The following is a 16,755-nucleotide window of genomic DNA, read 5'->3' as shown; positions in this document are numbered from 1 at the left end:
AAAGACCGGGGAGGGCATCCGTGCCCCGGCGCACGGCGAGCCGATTCCGAGTCGGCAAGCTGCGGAAACTCCGGCCCGGATGCTCTGTAGCGGCTACTCTGCCCCACCCGTGAAGTCACGAAACCTGGCTGTCACAGCGGAAGTCCACGCCGGTATATCGTGACGCCGAATAGCGCGGTAATATGTGTCGCATGGTAGCGGCGGAGAGCCAGTCCATCGACGACAACGACCGGCAGACCCAACTCCTGCGGGGCGCGCTGGACATGTGCCTGCTGGCGCTGCTGGCACGCGAGCCCGCGCACGGCTACGAGCTGGTTCGGCGGATGGAGACGGCCGGCTTCGGCGCCATCAGCTACGGCACCATCTATCCCCTGCTGACCCGCATGCGCCGACTTGGCCTTGTCGCTCACGAACAGCAGGTCAGCCCGACCGGCCCGCCCCGAAAGGTCTACGCGCTGACCGGGCCCGGTCGAATCCACCTGGATGCCTGGCAGAAACAGTGGAACCGCTTCACCGACACCGTCGACGCCGTTCTCCGCCCGCTCGACCACAACCCCACGAGGAGTTGACCCATGGACACCATCGACCGCCTTCTGGGCGAAGCCGACCAGGCGTGGCGCGGGTACGGGGTCGGCTCGGCCGATCGGGCGACGCTCGCCGCGGACCTGCGCCTCGACCTGCGGGCCGCGGCTGCCGACGGGGGCGATCCCGCGCAGTTGATCGGCGATGACGTGGCCGGCTTCGCGCGCCGGCTCGCCGACGAGGCTGGCGTTCAACGGGTGCGCGGCGACTACGGCCGCATTCTCGGCACCGCGCTGATCGGCGCGCTGCTCGGTGTCGTGCTCGGCTACGGCCTCCTGATGGCGGCCTACCCGGCCTTCGTCCGCATGGTCGACATCCCCCGCTCGATCGACGTACCGGTCCAGCTCGCCGTCGCCGTCTACTACGGCATACCGGCCGTCGTCGTCGTCACGGGAGCGGTCATCGCGGTGCGGACCCGGCTCCGCGACCTGCCCAGGATCCGGCGGACGGCCCGGTTGATGAGCGTCCTCATGCCGGTGGCCGGCATCGTCATCACGCCGATCACCGTCGCCTTCGCCTGGGCCACCGACTACAGCTTGGCCCCGTCAGTGGTGGTCACGGAGATGGCCATGGTCCTGGCCGCGCTCGCGGGCGCCACTGTGCTGGCGCGTCGCTTGTCACTGCGCGAGCGCCGGACCGCCGCCGACAGCCCGCATCCGGATGCGACCAGAGTCAAACCCGCCTGACGGTACGAGCAGCGCCAGCCTGGAGTATGACAGGTGTAAGCTGCCCGTATGACAGAGCCTCAGCGCCGCTTCACGATCTCCGTTCCTCCCGACGTGAGTCAGATCCTGGAGAGCCAGGGCAATCGCATGGCCAGTGCCTACGTCACGGAGTCGGTGCGTCGGCGCAAGCGGGTGGAGCAGCACAAGGAATTGTTGCTCGCCGCCGGCATTCACGTCAGCGAGCAGGGTGTGGCCGAGGCTCGGGCCCGCCGCCTGGGCGTGGAGGCTGAGTGGTCTGCGGAGCGGTTCGAGGCGGAGCGCGCCAAGATCCGCGCCGCCATGGAGGCCGAGATGAACGGTGACGACACCACGCCCCGCGCCGACGCCGCATGACCTCGGAGTCAACACCACCAGTTCGGCTCATCCTGGACCGGTCGGCCCTGCTGGGATACGCCGTCCTCCGGACGGTGCACGTAGGCGAGCCCGTCCACGAGGTGATTGAGGACGGGGTGCGGTTCGGGGTGCCGGTCGTGGCAGCGACCGAAGCGTTGACCATGGCGACCGGCAAGGACCTGGCCCTGCTGCACAAGCTGCTGGCCTTGACTTCCTGCGCGCTGCTGCCCGAGCAGGCGGAGGATCTTCCGGAGCTGACCTTCTGGCAGCGCAGGACCCGCCGTTTCGACCTGGCCGCAGCCGCCGTGGCGGGCCTGACCCACGACGCCGCGGTGTTGACCAGTGAGGGCCCGGGATACGCCGACGGGGTGCCACTGATCCACTTTCCGGGATGAACGACGGCGGGCCGAGCGTCAACCCCCGGCCCTGACCCAGGAGAGGAAGCGCTCGGTCATCCTGGTCGGTGGATGATCCGGGTGGAGTTGGGTGAGCTGGTTCGTCGCCTCGTGCATCAGAGTGCCGAGGTAGATCAGCAGCGCGGTCCGGCTGGTCCGGTACTCCGTCAGCAGGGCGAGCTTGGCCGGCTGGCAGGGCCACTCGATGCCACAGTTCCGGCACCGCCATAGCGGGCGCATGGCGACGTGCGGGACGGGCGGCCGGACCACCATCACCGCCACCGCGCCGAGGGCTGCTGGGCTGTCGGGGTGAGCACATCGACCTCCTCGGGGACAGGGAAGGGGCCGCTCCCGCAAGGGGGAAACGGGAGCGACCCCGGAGGGCAGGGCCCACCGCCGCCATTCCGGCCACCAGCGGACCCGCCACTGATGACAGTCTGGTGATGACGCGACTACCGTCGATACGTGCTCGCGCCATTTGTGCAGCTCAGCGCTCCAGGTGAGCACCCATGACGGACGCGCCGAGCCAGACTGAGCGAAGGTTGGGGAATCGATGGGGACCGTCACCGACTACGTGCTGGAGGAACTGCGTCTGTTCCGGACGGGGTCCGGGCTCAGTCAGGACGACTTCGGCAGGGGCATCGGCTATTCGGGTTCGCACGTCAGCTCGGTGGAGACCGGCGGGCGACCGCCCACGAAGGAGTACATGAGGGCGGTCGACACCCACCACCAGACCGGCGGACGCTTCCTCCGCATGCTGGACGGGTTGGCCCGGCTCGACGCCGAGCCGGCCTGGCTGCGCGAGTGGATCGAGTTCGAGCGGGAGGCGACCACGCTGCGCTGGTTCGAGTTGGCCTACGTGCCGGGCCTGCTCCAGACCGAGCGGTACGCCCGCGCGACGCTGGCCGGTGGCCGGTTCGACGCCGAGGACGTGGACCGCATCGTCGCCTCCCGGTTGGAGCGGCAGGCGATCCTGCACCGCCCGCGCCCGCCGCAGCTCATCGCCGTGCTGGACGAGGCGGTGCTGCGCCGGCCGGTGCTCGACCAGCCGGGCCTGATGGTCGAGCAGTGCGAGCACCTGGTCCAGTTGGCGACGGCGGAGCATATCCAGGTGCACATCGTGCCGACAGATGCTGGGATGTACCTGGGGCTGGCCGGTCAGTTCATCATCGCCGAGATGCCGGACGGTGAGCGGGTGGCTCACGCCGACAACCAGCTCACCGCGCAGTTCGTCGATGCACCGACCGACGTCGCTAAGCTGGCGAAGACGTGGGAGATCGTGCGGAACGAAGCGCTCCCCCGCCGGCAGTCAACCGAGCTGATCAAGGAAGTGGCGAAGTCATGGGCATGCTGACCCCACAGTGGCGGAAGTCGACCCGGTCCGGCGGCAACGGCGGATCCTGTGTCGAGGTCGCCGACAACCTGCCGAGCGTGGTGCTGGTGCGCGACACCAAGGACCGCGACGGCGGCACCCTGCACGTCGACCCGACGGCCTGGAAGGCGTTCGTCGCGTACGCCAAGCAACACTGAACGTAAGCTCGGAGAAGATCCCTCTGCCTAAGGCATTCTCCGGCGAAGCTGGAGATCTTGGACAGTTTCCGTTCTGTCAGAACGGAAACTGTCCAAGGTCTACCCTGAAAAGTCACGCGACCGCCGGGCACTACCGTCGACAGCAGCGGTCGAAAGCTTCAGCTTGCTATCGCAGCTCCCCGCGTCTCCGGCTGCGCGCCCGGACGGGCGAGCCGGATCGCGGCACCCGCGAGCACAGCACCGGCGATGGTCAGGGCGAGAATCTGCCAGGCCGGCCCCAATGGGTAATAGGGGCCGGGTGTGAATGCGCTGTGCACTGTAAAAACCGGACCGACGTCGCCGTAATCTCGGAATGCCCGCAGCACGTTGCCGTACAGGGCTACTGCCGGCAGAGCGAGCGCGACCAGCGCGACGGCCCAGAGCCCGGCGGAGGCGCGCCGCCGTTCGGCCGACGCCTCCACGATCCGATAGGCGAGGGCCGCTGCGAACAGCCACCCGAGGACGAGTCCGATCAGGATTCCCGTCACGATCAGAGGTAGGAACATGGGCTTGCTCTGCGCCCAGCCGTCGAGGTGGACAGAGCCGTGGTCGGCGGTGAGGTAGCCCCGCACCTGAAGTGTCAGCCCGTTCGACGTGGCGCTGAACGTCGAGTTGCGCATCGGCAGGTCGACGAAGGACTTGGTGTCGGGATCGAACGCGACCGCTTTGCCGCCGAGCGGCGTGATGCCGGCGACCGACCAGCCATCAGCCGCGAACCGCTGCCGGGCCTTCTCAGCGTCCCAGGCGCCATCGACTTCGGTAGTCGTCGAGATCGACTCCTCCAGCCACGGTGACGCCACATGCAGCTGGATGGAATCGCTGGCGGCACCGCTGGCCCGCTCGGCCAGGCTGGCGATCGCGGCGTCGTCGGGCAGGTCCGCGAACGTCTGGGAACCTGCCCACGAGCCGGCGGCCCCACCGAACGCGCCCATTGTCAGGGCGAGGAGGATCGCCGCGACCACCGCGAGCGGCCGGCGTGCGGGGAGCCGGAGCCGGTGGCGCACACCGCTGGCGAGCAGGTGCAGGGCCTCCCCGGGCCGTGGGCGGCGCTGCCCGGGGGCCGCCATCTCGAGGAGCGTCGTGATCATCTCGGTGCCGTACCGCTGCCGGTGGCGGCCCGGGTACGCCAGCAGCAGCTTGCGGTAGTGGCGTTCGAGACTGTTGTCGTCGGTCGACCAGGTGGCGGCGGTCATGCGATCACCGTCCCGAGGCCCGGGGCACCACCGAGGCGCTTGCTCAGCTGGGTGTCGGCCACCGTCGCATGCCGACGCAACCGCTCGGCCTGGGTTTGCAGGGCGGCCGCTCCCGCCTCGTTGAGCCGGTAGTAGCGACGCAGCCTTCCGTCGACGGCCTCCTCCCGGTCAACCTCGATCAGGTCTTGCTCGACCAGGCGGTCGAGTGCGCCGTAGAGGGTGCCAGGCCGCAGCTTGACGTCACCCGCGGACAATTCCTCCACCGCCTGTACTACCCCATAGCCATGCAACGGCTGCGCGGCCAGAGCAGTGAGGATGAGGAAGGTAGATTCATGCATGAGCGCATAGTACGTGCGGCGTTATATAACGGCAAGGATTCTATTTGGAATCGCTCCGGCCCACTCCCTTCTGCCCGGACATGTTCGCCCGGACCAGGCATGCTGGAACGATGATCGCGCGCTTCAAGGACCTGTGCCTGGACGCCGCCGACCCGCTCGCGCTCGGCGCCTTCTGGGCCCGGATGCTCGACGGTGACGTGGCCGATGCCGGTGACGACGACACCCGGGTGGACCCGCGCTCGGCGCGATCCGACGCGGAGTCGATCTGGGTGAACAAGGTGCCCGAGCCTCGGGTCGGCACTACCCGCGTACACCTGGATCTGCGGTTGGCCGACGCGGACCCGGCGGCGCTGCTCGCGGACGGCGCCCGACTGGTTCGCGAACCGGCCGGCGACGCGTCCTGGTGGGTGTTGAACGACCCGGAGGGCAACGAGTTCTGCGCGTTCCCGGCCCGCGACGGCACCCGACCGGGCCCGTTCGAGCTGGTCGTGGACTCGGCCGACCCGGCGGCGCAGGCGACCTGGTGGGCCGGGGTGGTCGGCGGCACCGTCGAGCACGAGCCGAGCACCTCGTCGGTGGTCGGCGCGGCCGGGTTCCCCTGGGACTACTGGGTGTTCGTCGGGGTTCCCGAGCCCAAGACGGTCAAGAACCGGCTGCACTGGGACGTCGACCTGGTCGACCCGGAGCCGATGGCGCTGATCGCGGCGGGCGCGACCCTGCTGCGGGAGCCGTTCGACGAGGCGCACTGGTGGTGGGTGCTGGCCGACCCTGAGGGCAACGAGTTCTGCGCCTTCGCCCCACGCCCTACCGGGTGAACGACCGACTACCGAGCGCGGGCGTCGTCGGCTAGCGTTTTCCTAGCGCCGTAGCCGGCGCGTTCGCCGCCGCCGTCGACACGCCTCCGGCCGACCCATGCCTGCCCGATCGGTTGGTAATCGCGGGAACGTCCCACCGCCGCTCCCCCGGTTCGGCAGGATCGTCCCAACGAGGAGGTGCCGTCGTGCAGGACACCCGCGCTCTCGCCCTGACGTTCGAGGTGAGCGGCCTGCCACCGGTCAAGACCGAAGCGTTGTCCATCTTCGCCGCCGGGCACCGGCAGGCGACGAGGGTCCGCACCCTGCTCCAGGCCGCCCTCGCCGCGGCCCAGCGCACCGGCTGGACGCCGTTGCCCGGGCCGATCGAGGTGGACCTGGTGTTGCGCTGCCCGCCCGGGCACCGTACGTCCGACGCCAGCACCCTTCTCGGCGGCGTCTGCGCGGTGTTGCAGGACAAGAAGCGGGTGTCGACCATCGGCCTCGCCCACCTCGGCGTCCTGGTGGACGTCGCCCTGTACGACGACGACCGGCAGATCCGCCGGTTGTCGTACCACGAGGAACCGGCCGAGGAATTCTCGTACCAGGTGCGGGTCGCCGCCGTACCGACAGGGGTTTGACCGACGTCCGCGGTGGGGTATCGCGGACGCCGACGAAGGGAGCACCGATGTCGGAGCCACATGTCACGCTCGACCCCCGCGGGCTCGATCCTGTGCAGCAGAAGCTGCGCGGCCCGCTGGAGGAGCAGCTGACCTCGGCGCTTCAGGCGGCCACCGACCGGGTCCGCTCCGGCTACGCCGGCGAGCCGGTCGAGCAGGTCTGCCAGCGGCTGTTGGAGGAGACCCGCTCCGGGTTGCATCCCGACATCGCTGCCGGGTTCAACCCGGACATGGACGAGTTCTGCCGGGTGGCGGTGTCGATCGTCCGGCGCGAGGCCGGCTGAGCCGCAGCGGCTCTCAGTATCGGCTGAGCTGGGCGTACGGGCTGAGCACGATGCGTGGCGACAGCGCCGGGTCCAGCCAGTTGAGCACGTCGACCAGGTGAGGGTTGGCGAGGGAGACACAACCAGCGGTGGCGTTGCCGGCGCTGGTGCTGAACTGGTGCAGGAAGATCCCGCTGCCCGCGTTCGGCACCGGCTTCGGCACGTTCGGCGGCATGTTGTAGGTGATCACCGCGAAGTGCGTGTACGCGGGGACCTCCTTCCACAGTGCTTCGCTGGCCCCGCCCGGGTTGGTCGCACTCTGCTGGAAGGTGTTGTAGAGCGCGGACGACGGGTTCTCGTTCCACCAGTCACCGCTGACCAGCCGGTGGTAGGGGAATCGCACGCCCGGGTTGGCGGCGATGCCGTACATGGTGGGGCCGATCGAGTAGACGCCGGTCGGCGTGGTCGGCACACCCTCCACGTGGTTGTCGCTGAAGCCCTTCGAGCCGATCCGGGCGGGCAACGACGCCGAGGCCGGCTGCCAGGTGCTCCGGACCCGCACGAACGCCTCCAGCGTGGCGTAGGTGGTGGTGTAGCTGCTGGCCCCGACGATGATCACCTGCTTCGTCTCCGCCGGCAGCGTGGTCAACGCGCTGGCGCGGTTCTGGGGCTGCCACTTCGGCAAGGGTCGCTGCACCGCGGCCGTGCCCCAGCCCGGCCGCAGCGGCCGGTCCGCCGCGAGTGCGGGCGCGGGCGGGGTGAGCACGGCCGGGGCGACCAGACCGGCCGCCGCGCCGAGGAGGAGAGATCTGCGCTTCATGCCGCCATCCTGACAGTCGAACCGGCGCACGGTCTGCCCCGCTCGCAACGGTGGAACGATTCGCGGGCCGGGTCAGGACCGGGTCCGCAACTACCCGGCCCTGACCCTCGGCCGTCCGGCAGGGAAGCGGACAGCTCCGGCACCCCGCCGCGCGGGCGTGGCACGACGCCACGCGCCAGAACGGGGTGAGCCAGCCACTTCGCACTCAGCTCCACGGTGCTCACCCGCCGAACGCCGACGCGCCCCGACACACCCCGAAGGGCCGTGAGCGCCGGACCAGGTTAGGCGCGCTCCGACCGGCCGGACAAGCCGCGTCGGACGACCGGCGGCAGGACTGATCCCACGCTCAAAATCGGGCAGGTCGGCGTAACGCGATCATGATCGCCGACGCTGTTCGGCTTCGGTACGGTCAGAAGTGGCGCAGCAGGTCCCGGAACGCGGCGAGCCGCAGCACCCCGTCGTCGGTCGGGTCCAGCTCGTCGTCCTCCAGCACCCAGGTGTTCGCGTTCGGAATGAACACCGCGTTCAACCCGGCGGCACGCGCCGGCAGGATGTCGGACTTCGGGGAGTTGCCGATCATCCACGCGCCGTCCGGCGCGAAGCCGTGCTCCCGAGTGAGCCACCGGTACGTGTCGACGTTCTTCTCGGCGACGATGTGCGCGGCGCCGAAGTGGTGCAGCAGACCGCAGGCGTCCAGCTTGCGCTGCTGCTCCTCCTGGTCGCCCTTGGTGAGCAGCAGCAACTCGTGCCGGCCGGCCAGCTCGTCGAGTGCGTCGGCCACCCCGGGCATCAGCTCCACCTGGTGCTCGACGAGGGCCACCGCCAGCCGGTCGATCTCCTGACGTTCGGTGTCGGTGGCCGGTCGCTCGCGCAGCCGCTCCAGGCACTCCGCCAGGCTGCGCAGGAAGACCTTGCTGCCGTACCCGTGCGCCACCGCGTTGGCCCGCTCGATGTCGTCGAGGACGGCCCGCAGCGCGGCCCGGTCCAGGGTGGGATGGTCCAGCCACCCCAGGAAGTCGTCGATCACCCGCTCGAAGACGACGTTGTTCTCCCACAACGTGTCGTCCGCATCGAAGATCAACACCTGTGCCTGTCGTCGCGCCGCCACGCCGACCGTCATGCCGTGCCCTCCCCGTGCCACCGCCCCCAAGGCCGAGAGACAGGATAGGCGGAAGATCGATGTGAGATCTTCCGGATTTTCGTGAACCGTTCCGGCGCGGCCGTCGTCATGCGGAGGCGACATCCATGATGATTCCCGCCCAGGTTCGGGACGGCTCTTGAGGAGTACGCCATGTTCACCACGAAGTGGGTCACCGGCGCGGCGATGCTGGCCTGCACCGGCGCGCTGATGGCGTGCCAGGGCGGTGCGGACGAGGCGGCCGCCGCCGGGGCGGGCACGCCGACCCCGTCGAGCGCCGTGACCGGCGCGCCGACGCCGACGGCGGCGGCGCCGTCCACGTCATCGGCAGCGGCGACCGACCCACTGCTGTCCGGCAAGCGCGAGGTCACGATCACCCGCGTGCAGGGTTCGGGGAAGCCGTTGGAGATCAGCGGGCGACTCGAGGAGGGCGGCGACACCGGCGGCCGCATCCTGTTCGTCCCGACACCGATCGGCGGCGACCGGTACGTGATCAGGGCATTCGGCACGAAGGACGACCACCCCGCCAACGACGACCCGTCCTGCTGGCAGGTGAACGGCCTGGACATCGAGCCCGAACTGACCATCGGGGCCGTCGTCTGCGACCAGGACGACCCGATCCAGCGGTTCACCATCATCGCCAAGGGCGACGGCACGTACGCGATCGGCAGCGAGACCCGATTTCTCCAGCACCTCCCCGGCAACGGCCTCGTCCTCAAGGAGTTGGGCAACGCCAAGCTCACCACCACGTTCCGGTTCACCGACAAGGGCCCGGCCGACCGCCAGCCCATCAACTGACCACCATCGGGGCGTCGGCGGCGGCCTGGTCAGGGCCACCGCAGCAACCGTTGCGCGATCAACGCTTCGCGGTCCTCCTGCCCCTCGGGTCGCAGCCGGCCACCGCGGGTGAGCATCACCACGCCGTGCAGCAGGCTCCAGCCCACCTCGGCCAGGGTGTCCGGGTCCCGCCCCTCGGCCAGCGGGGTCAGGGCCGCCCGCAGCTCGGCGAAGACCGCCCGCGGTGCGGCCGGCACGCCATCCACGCCGAGGGCCAGGTCGGGGGTCAGCGCGAGCATCGCGTCATAGACCTCCGGATTCGTGTACGCGAAGTCGAGGTACGCGGTCGCGACCGCCGGCCAGACCCCCTCCGGGCTGCCGGCGGTCTCCGCGTGCGCCTCGGCGAGGTCGGCGGCCAGATCGGCGAAGGCGCACACCGCGACGGCGGCGATCAGCGCCTCCAGATCGGCGAAGTGCCGATAGATGTCGCCCATGTCGATCTCGGTGCGTTCGGCGAGCCGTCGGGTGGTCACACCCGCCCAGCCCTCCGTCTCGGCCAGCTCTCGCGCGACAGTGACGATGAGGTCACGCCGGTCCTGTTCGGTGGCCTTCTCGGCAGGTCCGGGCACGCCCACGAGCGTAGAGGCGTACACCTGCCGTAGCGGTCGGGTGACGGATTGGTGACTGTTGTGGGTCGCCGGCCCCTTCGCTCCACGTGCCACAGCCGCCCCCTGGCTCGTTAGGCGAGGAGATCACCGCGACGGGAGGGCCCGTGATCGTTCGGCGACACCGGCGCGTGGCGGGCCGATGAGCGAGAACCACGGCGGACGGCTGGTGCGTAGCGAGGCCAGCTTCCAGCGGGCGACCTTTCTGGAGCTCTTCCTCGACCTGGTCTTCGTCTTCGCCCTCACCCGGATCTCGGCGCGGGTGATCGTCGACTTCACCGACGGCCAACGCGGCGTGTACGCGGGGCTCGGCCAGGCCCTGCTGCTGTTCCTGGCCCTGTGGGCGGTCTGGTCGCTGACCGTCTGGTCCACCAGTTGGCTGGACCCGGAAGCGCCGATCGTCCAGACCGTCATCGTCATAACCATGATCGGGGCCATGACGATGGCCGTCGCGGTACCCGACGGCTTCGGCATGCGGGCCGGTCTCTTCGCCATCACCTACGTCAGCCTCCAGATCGGCCGGGTGGTCTACTTCCATATCGCCGGGCACGGCAAACCCGACCCTCGGCAAACCTCCCGGGTGCTGGTCTGGCTCGGGCTGAGCGCGCCACTCTGGATCGTCGGCGGTCTGGTCAGCACGGGCACGGTCCGCGGGGTGCTCTGGACCCTCGCCGTGCTGATCGACTACACCGGGCTGTTCCTCGGCTGGCCGACCCCGCGCATCGGCGCGCAGCGCATCGGTGGCCAAGTGATCGCGGCCGAGCACCTGGCCGAGCGGTACCAACAGTTCTTCCTCATCGCGATCGGTGAGGCGGTCTTCGTCATCGGGCTGGCGTACAGCGGTAGTGGGTTTCATGCCGACCAGACGGGCGGCTTCCTCCTTGCCCTGACGACCACGGTCCTGCTCTGGCGGGTCTACTTTCACATCGCCGGAAAAGTGCTGGACGCGGCGATCGGCCGCGCCCGCGACGCCGCCCGACTCGCGACCGACATGGCGTTCGCCCACATGGTCATGATCGCGGCAATCGTGCTCACCGGCGTCGGCTTCGAGCTGTTCATCACCGAGCCGCTCGGGCACCTCCCGGCAACCTGGCTCATCGCCATCTTCGGCGGCCCGGTGCTCTTCCTCGCCGGACGATCGGCGCTCGAATACCAGGTCTTCGGTCGGGTCTCCCGGTCCCGGCTGAGCGGCCTGCTGGCCTTCGGCCTACTGATGCCGGCGGCGCTGCACCTCCAGCCGCTCACCGCCGGCGCGGTCGCCGCCGTGGTGCTGCTCGGCGTCGCCGCAGCGGACACGCGACGCTCCCGCCACCGGTCGCCGGAGACGCCCACGCCCCCGTACTAGGGTCTGTGTCGAAGGGCTGGTCAGCCGCAGAGAGCCGTGTTCAGGAACGCGTCGACAGCGTCGTCCGGGTCACCGTCGAAGTCGGGCGTGAGCGCGATCGTGACCTGGCGGCGCCGGTCTTCGGTCAGGTACGACCAGGACTGGTACGCCAGGGCGTCGCCGTCGTTGCCGTACACCCGGATTCCGCACGAGGTGTCCCGCCACCAGGCCAGCCCCAGCCCGTACCTGCCGCCCTCGACACCCGGTGTCTTCATCTCTTCGAGCAGGTGATCCGGCAGGAGACGCCCACCCAGCAGTACGGCGAAGAACCGGTTGAGGTCGCTCGTCGTGGAGATCATCTCGCCACCTGCGCCCATCACCGACGGGTTCATCCTCGTGTAGTCGACGAGGCTCGTCTCGTTGTTCTGCCGTATCCGCACGTAGCCGTGCGGATGCGGGCCGGCGATTCGCGTAGACGCCCCCGGCACCGAGGTGTCGCGCAGCCGCAACGGTGTGATGACTCGGCGCTTGATCTCCTCGCCGTACGAATGGCCGGTGGCCTGCTCGACGATCTGGCCGAGCAGGAGGTAAGCAGTGTTCGAGTAGGCGAAAGCCCAACCCGGCGGGTCGAAGACCGGCGGGTTGACCAACGCCCGCTGAACGAGCTCGGCCGGGCTCCAGGTCCGCCACCTGTTGTTCAGGAACTCCGGTTCCGGCGGCAGCGGCAGCGTACGCAGATAGTCGTACAGGCCGCTGGTGTGGTTGAGCAGTTGGCGCACTGTGACGCGGTGACCGTCCGGAACGACCCCGGGCAGCCATCGGTCGACAGTGTCGTCCAGCCGTAACCACCCCTCGTCGACGAGTTGCAGGACGACTGTGGCGAGGAACGTCTTCGTGATGCTGCCGACCCGGAATCGGCCCGCCACCGGCACGGGCCGTGGCTCGCCCAGTTCGGCGACACCGCTGACGCCTCGCCAGGTGCCATGCTCGTCACGCACTTCCGCCAACGCGCCCACCGCCCCGGCGGCCACGACGTCGTCCAGTCGCTTCTGGAGCGCACCGCGATTCGCATCCCTCGACGCGGCGCTGGCGACGGCCGGCACCCCGATCACCGCCAGAGCCGTGGTCACAGCGACCAACGCCCGATGCACTCGCTTCATCCCGACCCCCTGGGAACAGTTCGTCGAGGTTGAGCCTGAACCCGTCGGCGCGACGGACATATCCGGGAACACCCGGGGCTACCCCTGAGAGCGGATCCCTGACGGTCAGCGACGCAGGACCGCTTCGCTCCGCATGTGCGACAACTTCTCGGGGTTACGCACCGCGTAGACCCCGCTGATGAGACCGCCGTCGATACGCAGCGCGAGGACCGTGTCGAGCTCGCCGTCGAGCCGCAGAACCAGCGCCGGGTGACCGTTGACCTGGGCAGGGTGCAGCGACATGGTCGCGACCCTGGCGTGTGTGCTGCACAGCAGGCGGGCCACCTTGTCGGCCCCGGCGACAGGCCGCAGCACGGCCTGCTTGATCCCGCCGCCATCGCCGAGGAGCACGACATCCGGCGCGAGGACGTCGAGCAGGCCCTGGACGTCGCCGGTCTCGACCGCCAGCCGGAACGCCGTGAGCGCCCGCCGGGTGTCCGCCGGGGAGACCATCTCGCGCGGCCGCCGCGCGGCTACATGCGCCCGCGCACGGTGGGCGATCTGACGGACCGCTGCCGAACTCTTGTCGACCGCCTCGGCGATCTCGTCGTATCCGATGTCGAAGACCTCACGGAGGACGAACACCGCCCGCTCGGTCGGCCCCAGCGTCTCCAGCACCAGCAGCATCGCCATCGAGACGCTCTCGGCGAGTTCGACGTCGTCGGCGACGTCGGGCGCTGTCAACAGCGGCTCGGGCAACCACGACCCGACGTAGGACTCCCTACGCCGACCGACGGCACGCAACCGGTTGAGCGACAGCCGGGTGGTGATCCGGACCAGGTACGCGCGCTGGTCCCGCACCGTCGAGAGATCCGCGTCCGCCCACCGCAGCCAGGTCTCCTGGAGTACGTCCTCCGCGTCGGCGGCCGAGCCGAGCATCTCGTACGCCACTGTGAAGAGCAGGTTCCGGTGGCTGACGAACGCGTCGACGCCGCAGTCCCCCCGGCCGTCCGCACCCACGATTCCGCCTCCCGCATCCATGCGTCCTCCAGTCTCGCCGAACTCGACCGCGTCGCCCACCAGACACCGGCCTCCCGACTTCTGTGACAACGGGCGTCGGTGCTCCTCGTCACGTCACGAGCTGTCACAGCGCACCGGCCGGCGGTGTCTCCTGTGCGACCCGATACGGAGGGAAGCTCATGAACCTGGCACTGTGGATCGTGGCCGGCCTGTTGGCCACAATTGCCCTGGCCGGCGGCATCACCAAGACGTTCGTACCCAAGCAGAAGTTGTCCGCTGCCAACGGCGGCGGGTGGACCGGCGACGCCAGCGTGGCCTTCGTCAAGACCCTCGGGGTCCTCGAGATCCTGGCCGCTGTCGGCCTGATCCTGCCCGGCGTGCTCGACATCGCACCGGTGCTGGTGCCGGTGACCGCCGTCTGCTGGATCCTGCTGATGGTCGGCGCGATGATCACCCACCTGCGCTACGGCGAGGCACGGTTCATCGTGCTCAATCTGGCCTACCTCGCGATGGCCGCGTTCGTGGCCTGGGGCCGCCTCGGACCCGAGCCCTTCACCGGCTGACCTGAGTCCACTCCTACCCCGGCTGGCCGACGGTGCCCCGCTACCCTCGTGCGATGACGTCGCGGACCGCGCTGCGGAGGCGCACCAAGCGCACTCTCGTGGCCGTGTCCGTCACGCTGGGCCTGCTGTCGTGCCTGTGGGGCCTGTCGTTCCTGTGGTTGCAGATGTCCAAGACCGAGGGCGCGTTGCCACCGGAGTCACGGACGCCGCAGGTGCCGTCCGGAGCGACGGTCGCCGACGAGAGCATGGAGTGCGCCTCCGGTGGGTGCTGGCGGACGATCACGCTGGTGCCGGCGGCGGGGCAGTCTCCGGAGGACCTGGCACACGAGATGGGTCTCTCCGAGGGCCTGCGCCTGCCGCCGACAGTGCTCGACCCGGCGACCGTCTACGTGGGGGCCCGCCCCGAGGAGGGCAAGCTGATCGTCCACGTCGGTTATCAGTGAACCCTTCCGGGCCTGGGCAGCGCCGGTGGGTGGGCGAGTCCGCCCCACGGCGCGGCGCTCAGGAGGGTGCGTCGGCGGGGAAACCGTCGGTGAGCGCGCCGATCACCCGCTGGAGCCGGTGGTCCGCCGTCGGGTCGGTGGGGCCGGTCAACGCGACGTGGTGCAGCACGCCGACCACCGCCAGGGCCAGTGCCTCGGTGTCGACGCCGGCCGGCACGCGCCCACGGCTCTGCTCGGCGGCCAGATAGTCGGCGACCGCGCGTTCGATCCCCCCCAGCCCCGACATCCCGCCGCCCAGGACCGCTTCGACGTTCGCCGTCAACTCCGGGCGGAAGGCGGTCAGCCGGGTCAACGCCGTCAGCGTGCCCAACGGCGTCGCCAGGACGGCCTGGCGCAGGTTGTCGGCGACAGTGCCGGACCCGGCGCGCTCCGGCAGGTTGGCCACCTCGCCGGTGATGTGGAAGACGCGGTCGACCGCGAACCCGGTCAGGAAGTCGTCGAAGTTCGCGAAGTGGGCGTAGAGCAGGCCGGTCGCGACGCCGGCCTCGCGCGTCACGGCCCGGCCGGTGAGCCGGCTCGGCCCCTCTTCCACGATCAACCGCTCGACGGCAGCGAAGAGCTGCTGTCTGAGCGCTGGGATGGCGACTCCGCGCGGCATGGCTGAAGTCTAGGCGGTTCCGTCGCCGCTGTTTGCGCCAGTATGAACACGCGCTCATACTGGTTTGAACAGATGCTCATTCCAGGTGTGCGGAGGGTGCAGGATGAAGCGTGCGGTGATCGTGGGTGCGGGGATAGCCGGGCTGGCCACGGCTCTCCGACTCCACCAGGACGGGTGGCAGGTCCTCGTGGCCGAACGGGCTCCGGCCCGGCGCAGCAGCGGCTACATGGTGAACCTGATCGGGTCGGGCTACGACGCCGCCGAACGCCTCGGCCTGCTCCCCGCGCTGACCGCCGCCGACCTCGGGCTGTTCACCACAGTGCTGGTCCACGCCGACGGACGCCCCAAGTTCACAGTGCCGTCCGCCATCGCCGAGGCCGCACTCGGCAAGCGGGCCCTCTCGGTGTTCCGCGGCGACCTGGAAGCCAGCCTCTTCGAAGCGGTGCAGCACCGGGTCGACATCCGCTTCGGCACCACCGCCACGTCCGTCGAACAGGACACCGATCACGTACGCGTGGAGTTGAGCGACGGCACCATCGAGCAGGCCGACCTGCTGGTGGGTGCCGACGGGGTGCACTCGGCCACCCGAACCGCCGTGTTCGGCCCCAACTTCCGGGTGGACCTCCCGTACCTCGTGGCTGCCTTCCCGCTGCCCCACCCGGTGCCCGGCGTGCCCGAGTCGTCCGCCACCACGTACATCGGTCCCGGGCGCACCGCGGCGATGGTCAACCTGGGCCCGGAGCGGTCGTCGGCGTTCTTCACCTACCGCAGCGCGGAGCCCGCCGCCGACCTGGGACGCGGGCCGGTCGACGCGCTGCGGGCCGCGTTCGGCGACCTGTCGGGCGGCGTACCCGACGCGCTCGACCATCTTGCGAAGGACCCCGCCAGCGCCTACTTCGACGCGGTCAGCCAGGTGGTCATGCCACGCTGGAGCGCCGGCCGCATCGTGCTGCTCGGAGACGCGGCGTGGTGCGTGACGCTCTTCGCCGGACACGGCGCGGCCCTCGCCCTGGCCGGCGCCGACCACCTCGGCGCCGCCCTGCGACGGCACGCCGACGACCTCCCGGCCGCACTCGCCGAGTGGGAGACCGGACTCCGCCCGGAGGTCAGCAAACGACAGGCACTCGCCCGCCGGGGAATGGCCCAGTACGCGCCACCCAGCCGATTCCACGTCTGGATGAGCGATCTGACCATCCGGGCGATCACCCTTCCCGGCGTCAGCGGCCTCGTCCGACGAGGTATCGAACGGGCAAATCGCTGAGTGGTGCCCCGTGTCAGCCCGTAGCCCGCATGATCGTGCTCGATCCTGGATCGAGTGGCCTCCCGACGCCGGGACACC

The 16,755-nt window shown here is 69.9% G+C and carries 23 protein-coding genes; 14 read left to right on the top strand and 9 right to left on the bottom strand.

Going from position 1 to position 16,755, the window contains the following annotated elements:
- Positions 1 to 191: 191 nt before the first annotated feature.
- The 4 genes from OG598_RS03930 to OG598_RS03915 all read left to right on the top strand — a co-directional run bounded on the left by OG598_RS03930 (position 192) and on the right by OG598_RS03915 (position 2,035).
- A complete protein-coding gene (locus OG598_RS03930; protein WP_328653049.1) occupies positions 192 to 569 on the top strand; it encodes a PadR family transcriptional regulator in 378 nt (125 codons plus the stop codon).
- Positions 570 to 572: 3 nt separating this feature from the next.
- Complete coding sequence (locus tag OG598_RS03925) at positions 573 to 1,268, top strand: hypothetical protein (protein WP_328653048.1); 696 nt, start codon at positions 573 to 575, stop codon at positions 1,266 to 1,268.
- A 48-nt stretch (positions 1,269 to 1,316) separates the two neighbouring features.
- On the top strand, positions 1,317 to 1,640 hold the full coding sequence (locus OG598_RS03920; protein ID WP_328653047.1) for a hypothetical protein: 324 nt from the start codon (positions 1,317 to 1,319) through the stop codon (positions 1,638 to 1,640).
- Between the two features lie 137 nt (positions 1,641 to 1,777).
- Positions 1,778 to 2,035, top strand: a complete 258-nt coding sequence (locus tag OG598_RS03915; RefSeq protein WP_328653046.1) for a hypothetical protein — start codon at positions 1,778 to 1,780, stop codon at positions 2,033 to 2,035.
- A gap of 18 nt (positions 2,036 to 2,053) precedes the next feature.
- On the opposite strand, the gene OG598_RS03910 is transcribed toward OG598_RS03915, so the two are convergent.
- Complete coding sequence (locus OG598_RS03910) at positions 2,054 to 2,308, bottom strand: flavin reductase (protein WP_328653045.1); 255 nt, start codon at positions 2,306 to 2,308, stop codon at positions 2,054 to 2,056.
- A gap of 280 nt (positions 2,309 to 2,588) precedes the next feature.
- Here OG598_RS03910 and OG598_RS03905 point away from each other — a divergent pair, with 280 nt between their 5' ends.
- The gene (locus OG598_RS03905; protein WP_328653044.1) at positions 2,589 to 3,389 is read left to right on the top strand and encodes a helix-turn-helix domain-containing protein; all 801 of its coding nucleotides are present in this window, start codon (positions 2,589 to 2,591) and stop codon (positions 3,387 to 3,389) included.
- The gene (locus OG598_RS03900; protein ID WP_112583309.1) at positions 3,383 to 3,565 is read left to right on the top strand and encodes a DUF397 domain-containing protein; all 183 of its coding nucleotides are present in this window, start codon (positions 3,383 to 3,385) and stop codon (positions 3,563 to 3,565) included. The genes OG598_RS03905 and OG598_RS03900 overlap by 7 nt, the downstream gene beginning before the upstream one ends.
- A 158-nt stretch (positions 3,566 to 3,723) precedes the next feature.
- On the opposite strand, the gene OG598_RS03895 is transcribed toward OG598_RS03900, so the two are convergent.
- Both OG598_RS03895 and OG598_RS03890 read right to left on the bottom strand, forming a co-directional pair.
- Positions 3,724 to 4,797 carry a hypothetical protein gene (locus OG598_RS03895; protein ID WP_328653043.1) on the bottom strand — a complete coding sequence of 358 codons (1,074 nt, stop codon included), beginning with the start codon at positions 4,795 to 4,797 and terminating at the stop codon, positions 3,724 to 3,726.
- A complete protein-coding gene (locus OG598_RS03890; protein ID WP_328653042.1) occupies positions 4,794 to 5,135 on the bottom strand; it encodes a PadR family transcriptional regulator in 342 nt (113 codons plus the stop codon). The genes OG598_RS03895 and OG598_RS03890 overlap by 4 nt, the downstream gene beginning before the upstream one ends.
- A gap of 110 nt (positions 5,136 to 5,245) precedes the next feature.
- Here OG598_RS03890 and OG598_RS03885 point away from each other — a divergent pair, with 110 nt between their 5' ends.
- The 3 genes from OG598_RS03885 (at position 5,246) to OG598_RS03875 (ending at position 6,890) form a co-directional block, all read left to right on the top strand.
- Positions 5,246 to 5,950, top strand: coding sequence for a VOC family protein (locus OG598_RS03885; protein ID WP_328653041.1), 705 nt, complete (start codon positions 5,246 to 5,248; stop codon positions 5,948 to 5,950).
- Positions 5,951 to 6,135: 185 nt separating this feature from the next.
- Positions 6,136 to 6,567, top strand: a complete 432-nt coding sequence (locus OG598_RS03880) for a hypothetical protein (protein WP_124816226.1) — start codon at positions 6,136 to 6,138, stop codon at positions 6,565 to 6,567.
- A 47-nt stretch (positions 6,568 to 6,614) separates the two neighbouring features.
- Positions 6,615 to 6,890, top strand: a complete 276-nt coding sequence (locus tag OG598_RS03875) for a hypothetical protein (protein WP_112674526.1) — start codon at positions 6,615 to 6,617, stop codon at positions 6,888 to 6,890.
- A gap of 13 nt (positions 6,891 to 6,903) precedes the next feature.
- On the opposite strand, the gene OG598_RS03870 is transcribed toward OG598_RS03875, so the two are convergent.
- Together OG598_RS03870 and OG598_RS03865 are read right to left on the bottom strand one after the other, a co-directional pair.
- A complete protein-coding gene (locus OG598_RS03870) occupies positions 6,904 to 7,689 on the bottom strand; it encodes a L,D-transpeptidase family protein (RefSeq protein ID WP_328653040.1) in 786 nt (261 codons plus the stop codon).
- A 409-nt stretch (positions 7,690 to 8,098) separates the two neighbouring features.
- Positions 8,099 to 8,809, bottom strand: coding sequence for an HAD family hydrolase (locus tag OG598_RS03865; RefSeq protein ID WP_328653039.1), 711 nt, complete (start codon positions 8,807 to 8,809; stop codon positions 8,099 to 8,101).
- A 171-nt stretch (positions 8,810 to 8,980) separates the two neighbouring features.
- Here OG598_RS03865 and OG598_RS03860 point away from each other — a divergent pair, with 171 nt between their 5' ends.
- Positions 8,981 to 9,625 (top strand): hypothetical protein, encoded by a 645-nt coding sequence (locus tag OG598_RS03860; RefSeq protein ID WP_328653038.1) that lies wholly within the window; start codon positions 8,981 to 8,983, stop codon positions 9,623 to 9,625.
- A 29-nt stretch (positions 9,626 to 9,654) separates the two neighbouring features.
- Here the strand turns inward: OG598_RS03860 and OG598_RS03855 are convergent, their stop codons facing one another.
- Positions 9,655 to 10,233 carry a TetR/AcrR family transcriptional regulator gene (locus tag OG598_RS03855; protein ID WP_112602341.1) on the bottom strand — a complete coding sequence of 193 codons (579 nt, stop codon included), beginning with the start codon at positions 10,231 to 10,233 and terminating at the stop codon, positions 9,655 to 9,657.
- 178 nt (positions 10,234 to 10,411) lie between these two features.
- On the opposite strand from OG598_RS03855, the gene OG598_RS03850 reads away from it, so the two are divergent.
- Entirely contained in the window at positions 10,412 to 11,614 is a 1,203-nt protein-coding gene (locus OG598_RS03850; RefSeq protein ID WP_328653037.1) for a low temperature requirement protein A, read from the top strand.
- 20 nt (positions 11,615 to 11,634) lie between these two features.
- Here OG598_RS03850 and OG598_RS03845 read toward each other — a convergent pair whose 3' ends face one another.
- Positions 11,635 to 12,753, bottom strand: coding sequence for a serine hydrolase domain-containing protein (locus OG598_RS03845; protein ID WP_328653036.1), 1,119 nt, complete (start codon positions 12,751 to 12,753; stop codon positions 11,635 to 11,637).
- A 105-nt stretch (positions 12,754 to 12,858) separates the two neighbouring features.
- Positions 12,859 to 13,773: an RNA polymerase sigma-70 factor gene (locus OG598_RS03840; RefSeq protein ID WP_328653035.1), complete on the bottom strand. Its 915-nt coding sequence runs from the start codon at positions 13,771 to 13,773 to the stop codon at positions 12,859 to 12,861.
- A gap of 158 nt (positions 13,774 to 13,931) precedes the next feature.
- Between OG598_RS03840 and OG598_RS03835 the strand changes: the two genes are divergently transcribed.
- A complete protein-coding gene (locus OG598_RS03835) occupies positions 13,932 to 14,315 on the top strand; it encodes a DoxX family protein (RefSeq protein WP_328653034.1) in 384 nt (127 codons plus the stop codon).
- 53 nt (positions 14,316 to 14,368) lie between these two features.
- Positions 14,369 to 14,758 (top strand): hypothetical protein, encoded by a 390-nt coding sequence (locus tag OG598_RS03830; RefSeq protein WP_328653033.1) that lies wholly within the window; start codon positions 14,369 to 14,371, stop codon positions 14,756 to 14,758.
- A 58-nt stretch (positions 14,759 to 14,816) separates the two neighbouring features.
- Here OG598_RS03830 and OG598_RS03825 read toward each other — a convergent pair whose 3' ends face one another.
- The gene (locus OG598_RS03825; protein WP_328653032.1) at positions 14,817 to 15,416 is read right to left on the bottom strand and encodes a TetR/AcrR family transcriptional regulator; all 600 of its coding nucleotides are present in this window, start codon (positions 15,414 to 15,416) and stop codon (positions 14,817 to 14,819) included.
- Between the two features lie 103 nt (positions 15,417 to 15,519).
- On the opposite strand from OG598_RS03825, the gene OG598_RS03820 reads away from it, so the two are divergent.
- The gene (locus OG598_RS03820) at positions 15,520 to 16,677 is read left to right on the top strand and encodes an FAD-dependent oxidoreductase (protein ID WP_328653031.1); all 1,158 of its coding nucleotides are present in this window, start codon (positions 15,520 to 15,522) and stop codon (positions 16,675 to 16,677) included.
- Positions 16,678 to 16,755: the final 78 nt, after the last annotated feature.

It is taken from the genome of Micromonospora sp. NBC_00330 (genome assembly GCF_036136635.1).
Lineage (GTDB): Bacteria > Actinomycetota > Actinomycetes > Mycobacteriales > Micromonosporaceae > Micromonospora > Micromonospora salmantinae.
Note: the sequence above shows the minus strand (reverse complement) of the source record. Positions and strands in the feature narration are given on the sequence as shown.

What these genes read in the sequence shown, in the direction of transcription:
- OG598_RS03930 (WP_328653049.1), top strand. Translation starts at nt 192, where the DNA reads ATGGTAGCGGCGGAGAGCCAGTCCATCGACGACAACGACCGGCAGACC.
- OG598_RS03925 (WP_328653048.1), top strand. Translation starts at nt 573, where the DNA reads ATGGACACCATCGACCGCCTTCTGGGCGAAGCCGACCAGGCGTGGCGC.
- OG598_RS03920 (WP_328653047.1), top strand. Translation starts at nt 1,317, where the DNA reads ATGACAGAGCCTCAGCGCCGCTTCACGATCTCCGTTCCTCCCGACGTG.
- OG598_RS03910 (WP_328653045.1), bottom strand. Translation starts at nt 2,308, where the DNA reads ATGGTGGTCCGGCCGCCCGTCCCGCACGTCGCCATGCGCCCGCTATGG.
- OG598_RS03905 (WP_328653044.1), top strand. Translation starts at nt 2,589, where the DNA reads ATGGGGACCGTCACCGACTACGTGCTGGAGGAACTGCGTCTGTTCCGG.
- OG598_RS03900 (WP_112583309.1), top strand. Translation starts at nt 3,383, where the DNA reads ATGCTGACCCCACAGTGGCGGAAGTCGACCCGGTCCGGCGGCAACGGC.
- OG598_RS03895 (WP_328653043.1), bottom strand. Translation starts at nt 4,797, where the DNA reads ATGACCGCCGCCACCTGGTCGACCGACGACAACAGTCTCGAACGCCAC.
- OG598_RS03890 (WP_328653042.1), bottom strand. Translation starts at nt 5,135, where the DNA reads ATGCATGAATCTACCTTCCTCATCCTCACTGCTCTGGCCGCGCAGCCG.
- OG598_RS03885 (WP_328653041.1), top strand. Translation starts at nt 5,246, where the DNA reads ATGATCGCGCGCTTCAAGGACCTGTGCCTGGACGCCGCCGACCCGCTC.
- OG598_RS03875 (WP_112674526.1), top strand. Translation starts at nt 6,615, where the DNA reads ATGTCGGAGCCACATGTCACGCTCGACCCCCGCGGGCTCGATCCTGTG.
- OG598_RS03870 (WP_328653040.1), bottom strand. Translation starts at nt 7,689, where the DNA reads ATGAAGCGCAGATCTCTCCTCCTCGGCGCGGCGGCCGGTCTGGTCGCC.
- OG598_RS03865 (WP_328653039.1), bottom strand. Translation starts at nt 8,809, where the DNA reads ATGACGGTCGGCGTGGCGGCGCGACGACAGGCACAGGTGTTGATCTTC.
- OG598_RS03860 (WP_328653038.1), top strand. Translation starts at nt 8,981, where the DNA reads ATGTTCACCACGAAGTGGGTCACCGGCGCGGCGATGCTGGCCTGCACC.
- OG598_RS03850 (WP_328653037.1), top strand. Translation starts at nt 10,412, where the DNA reads ATGAGCGAGAACCACGGCGGACGGCTGGTGCGTAGCGAGGCCAGCTTC.
- OG598_RS03845 (WP_328653036.1), bottom strand. Translation starts at nt 12,753, where the DNA reads ATGAAGCGAGTGCATCGGGCGTTGGTCGCTGTGACCACGGCTCTGGCG.
- OG598_RS03840 (WP_328653035.1), bottom strand. Translation starts at nt 13,773, where the DNA reads ATGGATGCGGGAGGCGGAATCGTGGGTGCGGACGGCCGGGGGGACTGC.
- OG598_RS03835 (WP_328653034.1), top strand. Translation starts at nt 13,932, where the DNA reads ATGAACCTGGCACTGTGGATCGTGGCCGGCCTGTTGGCCACAATTGCC.
- OG598_RS03830 (WP_328653033.1), top strand. Translation starts at nt 14,369, where the DNA reads ATGACGTCGCGGACCGCGCTGCGGAGGCGCACCAAGCGCACTCTCGTG.
- OG598_RS03825 (WP_328653032.1), bottom strand. Translation starts at nt 15,416, where the DNA reads ATGCCGCGCGGAGTCGCCATCCCAGCGCTCAGACAGCAGCTCTTCGCT.
- OG598_RS03820 (WP_328653031.1), top strand. Translation starts at nt 15,520, where the DNA reads ATGAAGCGTGCGGTGATCGTGGGTGCGGGGATAGCCGGGCTGGCCACG.